The sequence below is a fragment of the Rheinheimera mangrovi genome (assembly GCF_003990335.1).
Taxonomy (GTDB): Bacteria; Pseudomonadota; Gammaproteobacteria; order Enterobacterales; family Alteromonadaceae; genus Pararheinheimera; species Pararheinheimera mangrovi.
The window spans coordinates 4,007,912-4,023,813 of sequence record NZ_CP034683.1; the positions used below are offsets into that span (position 1 = coordinate 4,007,912).

Annotated in this window: 10 protein-coding genes and 1 tRNA gene; 1 reads left to right on the top strand and 10 read right to left on the bottom strand. The window is 48.2% G+C overall.

The window, feature by feature from the left end; translation table 11 throughout:
* Positions 1-51: 51 nt before the first annotated feature.
* From yfcC to EK374_RS18130, 4 genes are all read right to left on the bottom strand, one after another.
* On the bottom strand, positions 52-1,500 hold the full coding sequence (yfcC, locus tag EK374_RS18115; RefSeq protein WP_127025936.1) for a putative basic amino acid antiporter YfcC: 1,449 nt from the start codon (positions 1,498-1,500) through the stop codon (positions 52-54).
* Positions 1,497-3,215, bottom strand: coding sequence for a cyanophycinase (locus EK374_RS18120; RefSeq protein ID WP_127025937.1), 1,719 nt, complete (start codon positions 3,213-3,215; stop codon positions 1,497-1,499). The genes yfcC and EK374_RS18120 overlap by 4 nt, the downstream gene beginning before the upstream one ends.
* A gap of 91 nt (positions 3,216-3,306) precedes the next feature.
* Positions 3,307-6,279 carry a TonB-dependent receptor gene (locus tag EK374_RS18125; RefSeq protein ID WP_127025938.1) on the bottom strand — a complete coding sequence of 991 codons (2,973 nt, stop codon included), beginning with the start codon at positions 6,277-6,279 and terminating at the stop codon, positions 3,307-3,309.
* 392 nt (positions 6,280-6,671) lie between these two features.
* Positions 6,672-7,556, bottom strand: coding sequence for a response regulator transcription factor (locus EK374_RS18130; RefSeq protein WP_127025939.1), 885 nt, complete (start codon positions 7,554-7,556; stop codon positions 6,672-6,674).
* 302 nt (positions 7,557-7,858) lie between these two features.
* On the opposite strand from EK374_RS18130, the gene EK374_RS18135 reads away from it, so the two are divergent.
* A tRNA-Arg gene (locus tag EK374_RS18135) sits at positions 7,859-7,935 on the top strand.
* A 230-nt stretch (positions 7,936-8,165) separates the two neighbouring features.
* Here the strand turns inward: EK374_RS18135 and hemH are convergent.
* From hemH to EK374_RS18165, 6 genes are all read right to left on the bottom strand, one after another.
* Positions 8,166-9,242 (bottom strand): ferrochelatase, encoded by a 1,077-nt coding sequence (gene hemH, locus EK374_RS18140; protein ID WP_127025940.1) that lies wholly within the window; start codon positions 9,240-9,242, stop codon positions 8,166-8,168.
* A gap of 223 nt (positions 9,243-9,465) precedes the next feature.
* Complete coding sequence (locus tag EK374_RS18145) at positions 9,466-10,842, bottom strand: Fic family protein (RefSeq protein ID WP_127025941.1); 1,377 nt, start codon at positions 10,840-10,842, stop codon at positions 9,466-9,468.
* Between the two features lie 385 nt (positions 10,843-11,227).
* Positions 11,228-11,866 carry a hypothetical protein gene (locus EK374_RS18150; protein WP_127025942.1) on the bottom strand — a complete coding sequence of 213 codons (639 nt, stop codon included), beginning with the start codon at positions 11,864-11,866 and terminating at the stop codon, positions 11,228-11,230.
* Between the two features lie 69 nt (positions 11,867-11,935).
* Entirely contained in the window at positions 11,936-13,654 is a 1,719-nt protein-coding gene (locus EK374_RS18155) for a class I SAM-dependent methyltransferase (RefSeq protein ID WP_127025943.1), read from the bottom strand.
* A 107-nt stretch (positions 13,655-13,761) separates the two neighbouring features.
* On the bottom strand, positions 13,762-14,655 hold the full coding sequence (locus tag EK374_RS18160; RefSeq protein ID WP_127025944.1) for a GGDEF domain-containing protein: 894 nt from the start codon (positions 14,653-14,655) through the stop codon (positions 13,762-13,764).
* On the bottom strand, positions 14,652-15,485 hold the full coding sequence (locus tag EK374_RS18165; protein ID WP_127025945.1) for an alpha/beta fold hydrolase: 834 nt from the start codon (positions 15,483-15,485) through the stop codon (positions 14,652-14,654). The genes EK374_RS18160 and EK374_RS18165 overlap by 4 nt, the downstream gene beginning before the upstream one ends.
* Between the last annotated feature and the right edge of the window lie 417 nt (positions 15,486-15,902).

A 15,902-nucleotide genomic window follows, 5' to 3' on the forward strand; every position in this document is an offset into this window, starting at 1 on the left:
TTATTGATCCGGCTGACAGCAGCCCTGATTTATAAATCTTAATTATCTGACTCAGTAGCCTATGGCCACAGCCACACACATGGTCAGCATGCTCATGGCAGTCAGTAATAACCAAAGCGGCCACATAGCACGCAGCCACTGCGTAAACTCAACACCAGCTATGGCCAGCGTGCCCATCAAAGCGGCTGAGGTGGGATAAAACAGATGCGCTAAACCATCACCCAACTGAAAAGCCAGCACTGCGGTCTGACGGCTGATACCCACCAGATCCGACAAAGGCGCCATCAAAGGCATAGTTAAAGCGGCCTGACCTGAGCCTGAAGTAACGAAAAAATTAAAACCACTCTGAAACACCAGCATGGCCTGAGCAGCAAACAGCTCTGAGTGGCCATTGATACTGCTGGCGGCAGAATGCAGCATGGTGTTTAAAATGGTGGGATGTTCAGGATTAGTACCGCCCAGCAGCAAAATAATGCCTTGGGCTATGCCCACCACTAAAGCTGCAGGTAACAACTGAGAAGCTCCGGTTTTAAAGGCGTCAACATAATCATTTAGGCTGGCATTATTTAGTTTCAGCACTGTGCCTAAGGTCATAGCCACAATAGCCATGACAAAAAACTGCGTAGCAATTTCACGCAGAAAATAGCCCTGAGTCACTACACCCCAGACCACCCACACCATGCCTGCCACTAAGGTCAAAACGACCAGTGAATGCCCCCAGTGAAACTGATGTTCTATCTGAAAGTTGGTTTCCACATCAGCTATACGTCTAAGCCGTTCTGCGCGCCAAATAAACCAGGCTATATAAATCAGCGTAAACGCCAGCCACATGGCAATACGAAAACCCGAGCCGGACAAAGGCGGTAAACCAGCAATACTTTGGGCTATTGCCACAGAAAAAGGGTTCATCCACGAGGTTGCAAAACCTATCTGAGTGGCACCATAAGTCAGAAGCACAGCGGTAATAGCGTCGTAGCCCAACATTCGTACCAGCGGCACCAGCAAAATAGCAAAGGCCATCGCCTCTTCACCCATGCCAAAAATAGCGCCGCCCAAAGAGAAAAACAGCGCCATCACAGGCAATAACAAACGGGCTTTATGCTGCATTTTGCTGATCAACAGCTTAAGCAATTCATCCACTGCCCCAGTGCGCAGCAGCACACCAAAACTACCGCCAACCAACAGAATAAAAATAATCACGCCTATGGCTGAGCCATTTCTGGAGCCCGAGGTCATGCCGTCAAAAAATGCAGTCAGCACTCCGGTTTTTTCGCCATCAGCAAATAAAGACACAGCCTGAGGCTCGCCGTTGTGCGCAGTGCGATAACTATCGGCCAGTAATAATTGTCGTCCTGTGTTGGTATCCAGAGCCGTATCAAACTGACCTTGCGGCACTATCAAGGTCAGCAGGGCTGAACAAAGTAATACCCCAAATACAATCAGCAAGGTATCTGGCATACGCCAGCCCGTTGCTTTGATGCCGGATGGCAACTCACTCATAAGTCACCTGCAGACTCATAGGCCACCTTTAGACTCATAGGCAAGTTCAGGTAACGCCAGCGGCCATCCTCGCGCTGACAAGCCTGCACCTGACCGGGCAACGCCTGCCAGACCCGACCATCTACAGCAGAATAAGTATCAGGTGCTACTTTGCTGTTATCTACCAGATCAGGCGCAGTGCATTGCAGCTTGGCCTGCTGAATGCCTTGCTGGAAAAAGGCAGTATCGCCAGAAAGTAAACGACTGAACTTCATGCCCGACGCCGCCCAGCCTGTGGTTTTATCGCCTTGTTTTACAGCCTTTGCTTTCGCTGCGCTGGCATCTGCTATCCAGACACCACCCCGACCTTCGATTTGCAACTGCGCTGTGTCCGGGTCGATAAAATTAGCCCGCAGCACTGTGGCTTCGTCCATACCAAAACCAAAGTCTGTATTGGTATCGATCAATAAACGTAATAACCGGCCTTCGCGGTTGCGCTCACGAAAATGCGTGTCTGTCACACCTAAAGTAAAAGACTGCAAGCCACCTGCGGCTCTGTAGGTTAACCAGCTGCCATCCAAATCTGAGCTGCAGCTTTGGTGGTATTGGCACAAAGGTGCGTTAGGTTCGGTAGCATAAGCACCATACTGCAACGCTTTGACCGTTTGACCACCACTGATCATCGGGATCTTTTTCTTTGTATAACCTGACTGCACTGCAGTACCAGCGCTGGAGCCAGCCAGTGGCACTCCGGCATCAATACGCTGATGCAATAGCCTGGCGAGTTCAGTAAATTCGCCCGGCTTTTTCTGCAGACTACGCATAGTCAGCGACTGATCACCACCGTTAATAAAAATAGCGTCAGCCTCCAACAGCAATTGCTTCATCAAATCAGGATTGCGGCACATCTGCTGCTGATAGGCTGCCAGCTCAGGGTAACGTTCAGATCGTTTGTACTGACCATTCCAGCGGAATCGATCCTCGTCTAAAGTGTCACAGTTACCTGCCTGCACCAAAGCAGGTTCTATCGGCAACCAGACCGCATCAGCACCAGCTGCATTAAACAACTGCAGGTAATAATCCACCCAATCCATAGGGCTGTTGGAGGAAGCGCTGATCAGCACTAACTTAGGCTTTTGTGCTGTCACTTTGGCAACGGCTGCTGCACCAGAGGTTTTGGCACGCGCTAGTGCACGGTTTTTCGCTGACTGAATAAAATGCTGAAACATCTGCTGCACATAAAGTTCTGTGCCGTCAAAATAGACTTTCACTTGAGCTGTGCTGCCATCCTTCAGTACAGGCCGTTGCTCAAATACATCATCCAGTAAATTCTGCTCGTCATCAGATAACTCAAAGCGCTCAAACTCGCTATACCAGCTGTCTTCCGGCCAGTCTTTGTTTTGCATCTGCTCTAATTTAGTCAGTAGCAAAGGTTTGACCTGCTGCGCTCGAGCCGCCTTATCCGGCCATTTTGGCAAAGCCTTTAATTCAGCCATGCGTTTTGCATCAGGCCTGAATACCTTCTGAGTTACACCCTGATGCTGCTGAAAATAAGCAGCGGCTGCGGCTTGTTTATCTGGCGCACAACGCTTGAGTTCGACACTGGAACAAATAGGTTCACCACCGCCAAACAGCCAAAGCTCTTTGCCTGAGGTTATATCAGCGGCCTGAACAGATGCACACAAGCACAAAGCCAAAGGCAGCAGAGTGAGAGATTTCTTAGATGGATTTAGCATCAGATTTAATTCCGTTGCGCCAGTTGCTTCACAGCTGGCTATTTAGAAAAGGCGGACAATCGAGTGTCCGCCTTGAGTTTCAAAACTATATTTAAAAAGAATAACGGGCGGTTAAACGCACAGAACGTGGGCTCTGATAGTTTTGATCGTTCAGGAAGTTCGGGTTTTGGCCTTCATCTTCCAGCGACAAATCGCCTTTTTCATCGTATTCAGTCACACGCTGGCTGTTCAGCACATTAAATACATTGGCTTGCAGCAGTAATCCTTTGGCCCACTCTGGACGGTAGGAAAAGCCTAAATCCACTGTATAAGTCCATGGCGTGCGGCCAAACTGGCCTCTTTGGGTCAGCTCCTGCTCGCCATCCGCATTGCGGCAATACAAGCTGGACGCCGCATAACGTTCAAAGACTTCATACTCATCTTCGTCGACGTCAAATGGTGCATAACCAAAACAGCTGACCGGACGACCGGATTGCACCAGCAGGTTAGCCGACACTTCCATTTCTTCGTTCAGCTCGTACCCACCAAACAACTTAAAGGTATGGCGTCTGTCATTAGATAAATAGCCGTCTGTGCCATCAACAAATACTTTATGGTCAAAGTCGTTGGTTAAACCCGGCGATTCAGATTCCAGCCAGCTGTTAACTAAACCTTCGCTGTTGCCCTGACTTTTAGCCCAGACATAACTGCCCTGCATATACCAGCCGTTGCTGCTTGCGCGTTCAAAGTTAAACTCCAACGCCTTGTAAGTCCGTTTGTAATCGGCCAGTTGCAGGTAGCTGTTTGGCACTGTCACCCGTTGCAATACACCATCCCCTGCCACGTCCATATCCATTTCCAGATCTTTACCCGGGTTTAAGATGATACAAGTGGCTAATGAATCAGAGTCGAAATCTTCAAAGCCCTGATCTTCAGCAAAGTCGATAAAAGCCTGACGACCACAGTAGTCGTCGACACCGTTTTTCACTTCACGGTAAATAAAGCTGACACCACCAGTCCATAAGTCAGACAACTCACGCTGATAACCCAGAATTAATTCGTCCTGCAGCATAGGCTCTAAGTTCGCCGAAGCCACAGTGGCCGGATCCGGTGAGCTATTGCGACCGCTGGTTAAAGTATCGCCCAGCTTTTCGCCTAACTGCAGCGGGGCCTGAGTGGTTGGGTCGACCACACCGTCATACAGATAATATTCAGTGGTGACATATTGCCAGTTCGAAGCGCGGATATTGGTGTTGGCGGCGATAGGAATATAGTAACGACCGGCATTGGCATACAGCTTAGAGCTGGCATCACCGTTAACGTCCCAAACAAAACCTAAACGTGGCGCTATCATGTCGCTGGCATCAACAAAAGACACGCCATCGGCATTGAGGTTGTCAAAAGACTCACTGCGGATACCTGCGTATAACATCACTGTATCTGTGACGTAAAAACTGTCTTCTAAATACAGAGCTGAGTTTTTCACTTCATAGCGGCCTGACGGCGAAGTACGGGTGCGTTTGCGCACTACATGAGCATCAGCCGGAATATCAACACCGTTCCAGCGGTCTTCAAAATCGACCGGGGTATAACGGCGATAGAAAACGCCACCTGAATATTCAGCACCGGCAATGCGGGAAGTGAAGGTTTCGTCGTCGTAGCCAAAACGTAAGGTATGTTCACCAATACGCCACTCGGCATCTAAACGCAGCGCTTTACGCTCGTCGTTGTCAGGGCCAAACTCGAGCGAACGCACGTCGATATTGTTCCAGCAGCCCACGTCAATCACATCGTCTGTGTCCTGATCGTAAATATCCACTAAAGGACAATCATCGCCCGCCAGCGGGTCTGGCGTAATGTAACCTGAGTCGTTGGTTAAGCGCCCAACCAAAACACCTACAGTAAAGTCTTCCGTCAAGTGACCTGTGTATTTACCAATCAGAATTTCGCCACCGTTACGTTCGGTGTAACGCACCCGCTCATTGCCATGCCGGCCAGTAAAGTACTCATCATCAGGGTTCAGGTATTCTGTGTAGTCGGTTTCTTCCACATTACGAATGCCTGTCACTTCCAGAATATGGTTGTCGGTAATGTACCAGTCGAACTTAGCCAGACCATTAGGTGAAGTGTTTTCACCTGCAGTGCTGCGATCACTGCTGTACGAATCAAAACTGTCTTTTTTGCCTTCCAGCAAACCATAAAAAAACAGCTTGTCCTGCACAATAGCACCACCACCGGACAAGCTATAAGACAACTCATCTTGTTTATCTGCCGAACGGTAAGCCGAGTAATAACTACGCTCGCCTGCTTCGCCGCTGCGGCTGACCACATCACGACCTGATGCGGCTAAATCAGCAGGAGACCAGACAGTTGAGCCACTAAACTCCCACTCGTTTGTACCACGTTTGGTGACAATATTGACCACACCACCTAAGGCGCGGCCATATTCGGCGCCAAAACCACCGGTTTTCACTTCCTGCTCGCCAATAGCGTCAAAAGGCACACGGCCATAAGATAAAAAAGTACGGGCGTTGGTCACATCAAAACCATTGATGTAGTAGCCATTTTCAGCCACAGAAGAACCACCAAAAGACGCCAGCTTGCCAAAACCACTGTCGCCCCGCACTGTGCCGGGCGCGAGTAACGCCACATCGCTGATATCACGGCCTACAGGCAAACGTTCCATCTGAGCGGCAGTAAAGACAGTGCTCGACTCCACGGACGACGTATCAATAGGACTGATGCTTGAGCCCACCACAGAAATACGTTCTGTGGTGTCGTCACTGAAACTGACCGGAGTACCAGTGCCTATAGCGACATTCACTTCACGGGTTACGCCATTGGCGACCACCTGATAACGACCGCTGGGTAACTGGGAGAAATTAAAACGGCCACTGTTGTCTGAGGTCAGTTCGCGTTTTAAGCCTGTTTGTAAGTTTTTCACCGAAATAGTCACACCCTTTTCGGTCTGACCAAAAATAGAACCTACGGATAAATCGGCATACGCCATATTCTGGCTAAGGGCTGCGGTAATTAGCGCAGCCAAAGCGGAACGGCGCAGGCATTTCAGCTTCTGTTGTGTCATGTTGTTAACTCCGGCTTGTTGCTACAGGTCCATGTCCGCCTGTTGTTATTATTTTTATCCCCGTCGCCCTTGAAGCTGCGGCTTTGTTGACTGCGCCATTTCGCCCCGGTCACATAGGTTTACTATGCTCCCGGAGACTCACTGGCTTGCCGCCTCCCCGCAACTACAAGTTCCTTGGGTATGTCGGGTCTGTCTGGTAATAACCGGCCTCTGTGTGCCTTAGCCATTACCGCCCTGGTCTGGTTTTGATTTCACTTTGATAATAGAGAGTTAAAGCCAAAGCTTATATATCCTGTTGGGGGTAGAAGCAGGTGGTACAAAACGGATAGACAGATACAAAGGCTACCCAGAAAGCAGTAGTTTATTTTTTAAACACTGCTTACAAAGGAACCTTAGTGACTCAGAGTTTGTTGGTAGAGCTGGAGCGGATCGGTATTCTCATCTGGTCTGGCAAAAGGAATACAGTTGATAAATAATGAAAACAGCTCAGCCTGCGAGCCAATTTCCAGCTTGCGGTAAATATTCTTGCGGTGAATTTTCACTGTGCCGTCTGAGGTATTTAGCTTCTCCGCTGTTAAAGCCGACGAATAGCCACGCAGCATATAAAGCAGCACATCACGCTCTCTTTTGGTCAGCAAGGAACTGGCAAAATAACTTAAGGTACATTCCACCTGCTGGTGAGTTTTATCATCCGGATTAGCCTGCGGCAAAGCAGCAGCCAGTTGATAATGTTTAGTTAAAGCTTCAGATAAAATCGGCAACACCATATTCAGCGCCGTTAAATCGGCGGCGGTAAATTCGCTGCTATGAATATTACGCTGCATAAAAAACACCAGCGCCGAGTCCTCATCAATACGCCACAACACATCAATAGAATCGGCCACACCGGTTTTGGAGTAGAAGGTTTCGTAGTATTCACTGGAATAAAAATCATCAGGCGCCACATCACGCAGCCAATAAGCGCCGGTAGGACAACCTGCTAAAAACAGCCGGTACTGAGGGTCAAGCGCATAAGGCCCGGTGGAATAAATATCAGCCGACACTTTACGGTCAACAGGGTTAAAACGGTGCAATAAACTCAAAGGGTTACGGTGACGGTAATACACCAGGACACCGCACGAATCAGTAGGGCAAACCGCATCCAGCACATCCATCACGGCAGTACTGAAATCAGCCTGACCTAAACAGCGCCACAGGCCAGAAAATGCAGCTATCACTTTGTCATCAAACATCAGCCCCAAAGCAGACCGATACACTTTACCCTTTACTGGCTCCATACCCACCTCAAGCCCAAGCCGGTCGTCCAACGCCAGCACTCAATACTTTTGTCTGACTTCACTGTGTTTTGCTGTGAAATCAACATCTTCCCATGCCATTGAAAGTTACATATTTTTGTCAGCCACACAAGATAACAAAGAGGGAATTCTTTAGCCTTTGGAGCAAAGTCAGTGGATCTGCGTTAAAAGCTGTGATTGATCCAGCATTGGTTAATTTTTGTGCCTTTAAACCAAGGCAACAGAATTAGACCAAATGCTGGCTGGACAATAACCACAAAGCCCCATAAAATGGCCGCCGTTGCGCACCCGTAGCTCAGCTGGATAGAGCGTCGCCCTCCGGAGGCGAAGGTCACAGGTTCGACTCCTGTCGGGTGCACCACAAAACATCAAAACCACCTTTTTAGGTGGTTTTTGTGTTTTTGGCACCCTATCGGATTTGAACCTGCCGTTCGACCACCAGTTTGCCAGGAGCATTTTTGAACGTCTTCGCTTGCGAAGATGGCCCTTCAGGGCGAGGCGCAGGAAGCGCCGAGTAATCCTGATGGGTGCGCCATAAACGTCAAAACCACCTTTTCTGGTGGTTTTGCAGTTCAAGTTTTGGTGCCCCTACTACTTCTCCACCTTCAAAGCCTCAGCCCGAACTGCACGCTGCGCATCTGCCTCTACTTGCCAGCCGTGCAGATTCTCCTGAATCAGCTGACACAAAGCGTCGATATGCGCAGGTTCAGCGTTTAATGCTGTGATGTACTCGTAGCGCTCACCACCAGCATGTAAGAAATACTCTTTATTTTCTTCGCCAATTTCTTCAATAGTTTCAAGGCAATCGGCAGCAAAGCCTGGGCAAAACACCTGAACGCTTTTTACGCCTTGCGCTGGCAACGCCTTTAAGGTTTCATCTGTGTAAGGTTTTAGCCATTCTTCGCGGCCAAAACGGGATTGAAAGGTGGTGAGGTACTGATCTTTTGTCAGGCCCAACTCCTCAGCAATTAAGCGTGAAGTTTTATAACATTCACAGTGATAGGGGTCGCCATTGAGTAAATAACGTTTTGGAATACCGTGGTAAGACAATATCAGTTTGTCGGCCTGACCCTGTTGTTGCCAGTGCTGGCGAATTTTCTCAGCCGCAGCACGAATAAAAGGCGCGTAGTCAGGGTAATGTGAGATAAAACGTAAATCAGGTAACCAGCGCCGACGCATAAAGTTAGTGGCTAGCTCGTCGAAGGTCGAAGCCGAAGTAGAACCCGAATATTGTGGATACAAAGGCAACACCAACAACTTACGCACGCCCTGCGCAAACATTTTATCCAGCACAGTATCAAAACTTGGGTTGCCATAACGCATGGCGAAATCAACCACTACATTCTTCAGGCCTTGCTCTTGCAGCTGAGCGGCAATAGCATCACTTTGTGCCTGAGTATTAAATAATAGCGGCGAGCCCTGGTCGGTAAAAACAGTGGCATAAGCTTTGGCCGAGCGACGTGGCCGGAATTGCAATATCACACAATTTAAAATCAGCCACCACAATAAACGCGGTACTTCCACCACACGCGGGTCTGATAAAAACTGCTTCAGATAACGCTTCAGCGCCTTAGGCGTTGGCTCATCTGGGGTGCCTAAATTGGTCAGCAAAATACCAATTTTGTCGTTTTGTTTGTGGTCGTAATTGGGGCTGTTGATATAACGCATCGCAGATTTATTACTCTTCTGGCTAAGTGAACTTAGTTTACGTCAATTCGATGTAAAAGGTTTACCAGAAAAATCAGCCGGATATGCATTTTTCATAGAAAACTCTGTTGCTATGCAGTGTCGGGGTATTTGTTATCCGGAGCAACTGGCCAATGCACTTCGCATAGTCAGGCAAAGGGCTCTGTCCGGACAAAATGAAGCAGCGCCTTTTCCTACAACCTTGTTAGTGCCTTTGTTCCGCCTTCCACTTAGCAAAGTCTGAAGGCCGTAAGCCATAACGCGCTAATACGCCTTCATGTAAGCGGCGCAGCTCTTCAATAATCAAAGCTTGCACAGCGGCTTGCTGTGGCTGTGGCACTTGTAAAGCCACCTGCTGCTGAATAACAACCAAAGGCTCTGTAGCTGGAGCACACACTACCTGATGGATGCTTTGTTTCAACAGCTCCCGCCACTTCAGGCGAAGTGGGTCGGGTTCTGCCAGATCCTGTCGGATGGCGATGTATTCCTGCGTAGAGCGCTCATAAGCCCACACATAAAGGTCGCGCAATAATTCGACTCTGGTCAGCTCGTACAGGCCCAAAGTGGCGCGGCTATAGGCTTGTTCAGGAACATCCAAAAAGGTAAGCGGGCACAAGTTGGCCCGAAACAACGGCAGGTTGGCAGCAAGGCGCGAGGTGCGTTTATTGATATCAACAAAAGGCTGCAAATAAGGCAGATGCACCAGCATAAAAAACGACTGCTCAAACGGATCCTGAATTTGATTCACCTTCTCAAGCAGTAAATGCAGCATAGCGTCAATCTGCTGCGGCACAGATAAAGGCCGGTACATACTTTTGCCTATATCCACTGCATGCTGGCGAATACGCCCCTCATCCGCAGGGTTAGGTAATAAGTTTTCCGCCAAAGCGCTATGCAAATTCATCAGAGTGTAGCGGTTGAACTGCGCTGTATCCGTATTTTCCACCAGCAGTTCAATGGCGGCTTTGTGGTTCAGGATCATCTGGGTTTCCAGCACGGCTTTGCCTTCAGCGGCTTTACCATGTTCAATCAGCTCCAGCGTGTCGAGCCTGGAGTAGGTATTGCCCTCTAACTGACTGGACGCCCAGGACAAGTCAATCAACAATCGGTTCAAAATGGCACGGCTGTAGGTTCCTGCCGGTTGAGCCAGCTCCGTAGTTTTGCCCATTTTATGCAACTGCCTGCGCAGCGACTCCGACAAATACCAACTTTGATTCGGCTGGTAAGCCTCAAGAAAATCGCGCTGATACCCTACAGGTTTACGAGCTTCAGCAGGCTGGTCGATATAGGCCAGAATATCCGCGCTATCGGCAGATAACGGAATAAAAGCCGGAAAGCTGTCAGCCTGGCTCTGTGGATCTGACGGCGTGGCTACAGCAATGGGATGGAGCGTAAACACAAAATAACGTCTGGCCCGCCCCTCACCTACAGCTTTGATTTGTCCGGCATCAATCAGCTTGGCAATATGGCGCTGCAAAGTACGACGGGCGATAGCAGGATAACTGTTCTGTAGATCAGCCAAACTAAGCCCTTCAGCGGCCTGACTAATGATATGAAACAACTCTTGAGTAGTGGCTGACATAACTAAATTGGCGCAGTTTAATACTGAATGGCGCAATTGTGGCGCAGTTTATAGAACTGCGCCAGTTTTTGTTGCTAAATATGGCGCAGTTTGAGCGAACTGCGCCATTTGGTGCTTTTCAGAAGTTTCGGGAAAGCCAGTAATTACCTAAGGGGCAAAGGGCAGAGCTTTCACCAAAGCTCACGCAGCGAAAACTAGTGCTTTTGGTGTCGAGGTCTACAGAATATAACCGTTTAGGTTATGAATTGTAGACCTGTCTTCGCTTTGAGTAAGGTAGTGCATATTATCAGTGAACGAACTGCGGAAATGATGCACACCGCAAGAGCTTACCTCAAAAGTTCCATGTGAATATCAAACCCGCTCCTAGCCACGTTGCCGAATAAAACTAACTAGCTTTACCATGCTCTGAATCCAAACAATCCAACACATGTTTCACCTTCATAGCATTGTTATAAGACCAGACTTCTCGGATAAAAAAATATGCGCCGAATGAAAAGAGTAAAAAGTAAATTCCAAACAGGTGATAGTCTGCGTCGGCAACTTCTAAAATTGCCCAGTAAATCAAATAGCTCAATGATAAAAAAGCCATCAAAAAATTAACTATTCCGAAGAGCAAGGCTATCAATTTCCAAACATAATACCGTGTTGCCAGCTGTATGCTGACACCAGAGGAATCCAGATCTTTGAATTCTTGTGACCTTCGGATCATATTAAGAGTTAGCTTTCCTTCGGATTTACTTAGTACTTCCAGTACGGATTTTCTGTATTCCGGCGTTGCCACTATTCCGCTGACTAATCGAAAATGTTCGGTTTCAAGTTCTGTTTTGTAGCATTGCTGCAGCGCTGGATTTTCTGCTGACGCTTCTAGAGCTTGTTTGATTACAGCAATCCTGCTGGTTCTGAATACAGTCCAAGATTTAAACATATTCTCAAAGTTAATTAAGACGTAGAAAAGCACCAATAAGAATAAGCCAGGAATGCCATAATTTCCCAACAGTTCTCCTACTTGCGTGGCAGACAGCATAACTGCTCCTCCTTTATCACTTCCGCATCAACCCTATTACGGAAACTAAAAAACTTCAATCCCTAACATTTACCCAACTTGCCACTCCCCCACCTGCAGTCTCTGCTTCACGCCAAACACCAAAAACTGCAGGGCTTCGAATACTTGCTCAAAGTCGTTGTTTTGGGTGGTTAAGCCGGGCAAAGACAAATTAGCTTCGGTGAAAAAGCGCCGTTGTTCGGCTTGGGTGGTATTGGCTTGTTGCCACCAGTTGTTAATGCGGCCACGACTATGTTGCAGTAAGTCACGGCCCGGCAGGCGGTCGCTTTTGCTGCGGTTTTCGTTAGCTGTGCAAGGTAATAAATTCCACTGATCGTTATTGGGCCAATAGGAAAATGGCAGGCAGTGGTCTATGTCGAATTGTTTCAGTGTGCTGCCACTCCAAACCGACAGCACTTGCTCGCCTTGTTGTTGCAGCTTCATTACTTTATCGCGCACGGCGGCAGTTTCGCGTTTTTGTTCCAGCCATTGCAGGCTTAAATAGTAGGTTTCAAGCGGCAGCGCCCGTGCCTTATTCAGCTGATATTTGGCCATTTCGTCCACCCATTGCCGGGTTAATAAAGGCTCAATCCAGCAGCCGTAGTGGCGCAAGCACTGCCAGAGTTTGTCCTGATGGATTATGAAATGGCCAAAGCTAGCGAGGAAATCCTTATCGATGAGCACAGTATCTGTAGCAGTGCGGCGCTTTTTCTCTATCGCAAACAGCGGGTTATCCGGTGTTTTTTGGTAGATAAATGTCACTGGGCCTTGTTGAATGGTGTCGATGCAATGGCTAAATAACTTTTGCAGCGCTTTGGCATCAGGGCCAGTAAATAAAGCGCCTATGGCAAAATCGTCCGCTGCTAAATGCGTCAGTAAATCCCAACCATCTGCTTTTTGAAAACCTAAACGTTTGGCCGGGTCAGAGTTTTGTTGCAGGTTATAACCATCCAGCAAGCGCTTAAATTGTCGGATCCAATACAGCACCACTAAGCCGACAGGTAAGATGATTTGCTGACTACTACTATCCAACACTGCGCCCGGATGAGCATCGGCAATACGCACCAAAGTTCGCAGTAGCGCCAGTTTGTAAGTAGAGGATTTGGACGAATTTAAAATGATATGCCGTACCTGACTTAAGCTACCGCTGCCATCGTCCGGCAAAGTACAGACAACAGTTTGCCATTGTACGTTTTCGCGGCCCATAGCATCGGTGCCTTGCTGCTGAAAACTCAGCTCAAGCGCATGTTGCACACACAGCTGCTCTATGCTGTGAATACTGACTGGATAAGCAGTGCGACCGTCGTTAAAGTCGCCGTGGCGCAGGCTAATGACCAAACGGCCACCGGCTTTTAACAGGTTAGATAATTTACGAAAACTACGCTCTTGTTCGGCTGGAGTCAGGTGCATCCAGACAGCGCTGACTAAAATCAGGTCAAACTTCAGACCAAGTTGCAGCACAGTTTTTAGCTCTGGCAAGCGGTCGTCCAGCCAATGTACTGGTTTCTGTTGGGCAGCCTCTAACGTAGCAGTTTGTTGTTGCCCTAACTCACGTAAGGCTTTGGCAGGTTCCACCGCAAATACTTCGCATCCTTGTTGTGCCAGCCAGAGCGCATCACGGCCGCTGCCAGCGCCGATATCCAGCACTAAAGCATCGGCAGCAGGCCAGAAACTGCGCCAGCTTTGATGCACCTCTTCAGGTTTTAACGCATTGTATTGGCTGGCAAAACCTTCGGCGACCTGATGATAAATATCGATGTTACTGCTCATACCTAAGCTGCGATCCTTGTGTATGGCTGACGCCAGAATAGGTCCACTATTACAAAGCTTTAGGGGAAAGCCAAGTCCCTAAACCAGACTATTCCACCAGCTTCAGCTCAATTATTATCAATATCCCGCCACACCAGTCTGTCGCGGCCCTGGTTTTTTGCTTCGTAAAGCAGAATATCTGCGCCTTTGTACAGCTGCTCAAAACTGGCTTTTGCTGAGATAGCCAAGCCTAAACTTACTGTTACATCAATGCCTTGTATTTTTTCAGCTCGGATCATCGACAGCAACTTTTCGGCGAATTGGATTGGGGATTCGCTGCTTTGATTGAGGGTGATGATGGCGAATTCTTCGCCGCCAATACGGGCCAGCACGTCGTTTTCTCTGCTGTTTTTCGCCAGCAACTGCCCCACTTTATGCAACACTTCGTCGCCGACGTCGTGACCGTGCTGGTCGTTGATTTGCTTAAAGTGGTCGATGTCGATCATAAAAAATGAGTAGGGTAGTTTATGCCGCAGCGCTTGTTTGATCAGCGTTGTGGCTCTGGAGACAAAAGCTCTGCGATTCAGTAAGCCTGTTAGTTCATCCGTTTGTGACAACACTTCCAGCTTCTCGGCCCTTAGCTCTAAATCGTTACGCAGGTTCACCAGTTCCTGATACAAGCTATCGCGCTGTTGTGCTGTGCTAATCACCCAATAAATTAGCCGGTTGCCGTTATCCACAATACGGGCATTAACCAATACAGGCACGGGCTCTGCGGCTTTGGTTTCAAGGGTTAACTGGATTTCTGCGCAGTACCCCTGATGCAGCAGCATAGGCATAACAAAACTTTCGATCACAATTTTGGACGCGGCAGTAAATACCAAACCAATACGGGCGCCGCTTTGTGGCTCTTGTTGGCTGACCTGATAAAAATACTGGTTAGCAAACAGAATTTCGCGATCTTCGAGAGTGGTCACCACTAAACCGGTAGGGAAATCGTCCAGAGCAAATTCAGCCGTCATGCTTTGCTTTCATCTGGCTGTAAGGACTGCATAAAGTGTTGAATATGGCCAGCCACCTGTTGTGGATGCGTCATATGCAAACAATGGCCTTTGGCCTGCACCACCTGCAATACACTTTTTGGAGTGTGTTTATGCATATAGTCGCCGATGTACAAAGACGCCAGAGCGTCGGTTTGGCTTTGCAGCAGCAATACCGGGTGTTTATTCAGTGGTAATAAAGAGCGGTAGTCCGAGAAAAAAGTAGCTTTGGCGAAGTTTTTGGCTGTGATGGGGTTGGTGCTGCAGAAGCTTTCTGCAAGCTCGTTACTGACAAAGTCTTTATCTACATTGCCAGCCACTAAAGGCGCCAGATACTGGGCCCAGCCTATGTAATTTTTATCCATTAAATCAACTAGCTCAGTTAAATCTTCACGATTAAAACCACCCAGATAATCCGGCGGATGATTTAAAAAACAAGGCGATGGACACACCATCACCAGGCTATGAATTCGCTGCGGAATTTGCTGTGCTGCGATTAAACTGATGATACTGCTGACCGAATGTCCAACCAGCACTACATTATGTAAATCCAGAGTGTTACAGATATCGATAATGTCCTGGGCATAACCTTCCAGATCGGAGTACTTTTGTCTGGAGTAAGCAGCAAGGTTAGAGCCACCCGACCCGACATAATCGAACAGCACTATTTTGTATTGGCTGCTTAGCTCTGGGGTTAGAAAACGCCACATCAGCTGGTTACAACCAAAACCATGCGCCATCAGCATCACCTGCTGGCCAGAGCCTGTTATTTTGACATTGTTTCTGCGGATGACGTCATCATTTGCAGGCATAAAAAACTCCATCTAGTGCATGCGGAAATGGCGCTGAACTGTTACGGGACAATGGTAGGACAAATACAGCCATAGCATAAGCCAGACAAATTACTCCTTTAGTGTGATAAAAAAAAGATATAAAACAGTTATTTGTCCCGTGAGTAGCTGTTTTCAGCTGATCTGATTTTTCTGTGGCAGGGCCTTTTAATGCCTTGTACTGCAGTAGTGAGTCTGGAGTTAACACTGTAACGCCAGGTTGTTTATGCGTTCGTGTAAGTTTGCTGCCTACCCCAACAAGAAATAGCGGAATAACCTCGAACGCAGCTATTTTGAAAAGTCGGCGTCCAGAATTTTTACCCCAAAGCTATGCTGCAGACCGATTCAGTTCACCCGCACTTTCTGTTAAACTCCACCGCGCCTTTTTTCAGCCACAGA

Bases quoted from the DNA above. Each gene is read 5' to 3' on its own strand.
- EK374_RS18155 (WP_127025943.1), bottom strand. From the start codon at position 13,654: ATGAGCAGTAACATCGATATTTATCATCAGGTCGCCGAAGGTTTTGCC.
- EK374_RS18125 (WP_127025938.1), bottom strand. From the start codon at position 6,279: ATGACACAACAGAAGCTGAAATGCCTGCGCCGTTCCGCTTTGGCTGCG.
- EK374_RS18145 (WP_127025941.1), bottom strand. From the start codon at position 10,842: ATGTCAGCCACTACTCAAGAGTTGTTTCATATCATTAGTCAGGCCGCT.
- hemH (WP_127025940.1), bottom strand. From the start codon at position 9,242: ATGCGTTATATCAACAGCCCCAATTACGACCACAAACAAAACGACAAA.
- EK374_RS18165 (WP_127025945.1), bottom strand. From the start codon at position 15,485: ATGCCTGCAAATGATGACGTCATCCGCAGAAACAATGTCAAAATAACA.
- yfcC (WP_127025936.1), bottom strand. From the start codon at position 1,500: ATGAGTGAGTTGCCATCCGGCATCAAAGCAACGGGCTGGCGTATGCCA.
- EK374_RS18130 (WP_127025939.1), bottom strand. From the start codon at position 7,556: ATGGAGCCAGTAAAGGGTAAAGTGTATCGGTCTGCTTTGGGGCTGATG.
- EK374_RS18150 (WP_127025942.1), bottom strand. From the start codon at position 11,866: ATGCTGTCTGCCACGCAAGTAGGAGAACTGTTGGGAAATTATGGCATT.
- EK374_RS18120 (WP_127025937.1), bottom strand. From the start codon at position 3,215: ATGCTAAATCCATCTAAGAAATCTCTCACTCTGCTGCCTTTGGCTTTG.
- EK374_RS18160 (WP_127025944.1), bottom strand. From the start codon at position 14,655: ATGACGGCTGAATTTGCTCTGGACGATTTCCCTACCGGTTTAGTGGTG.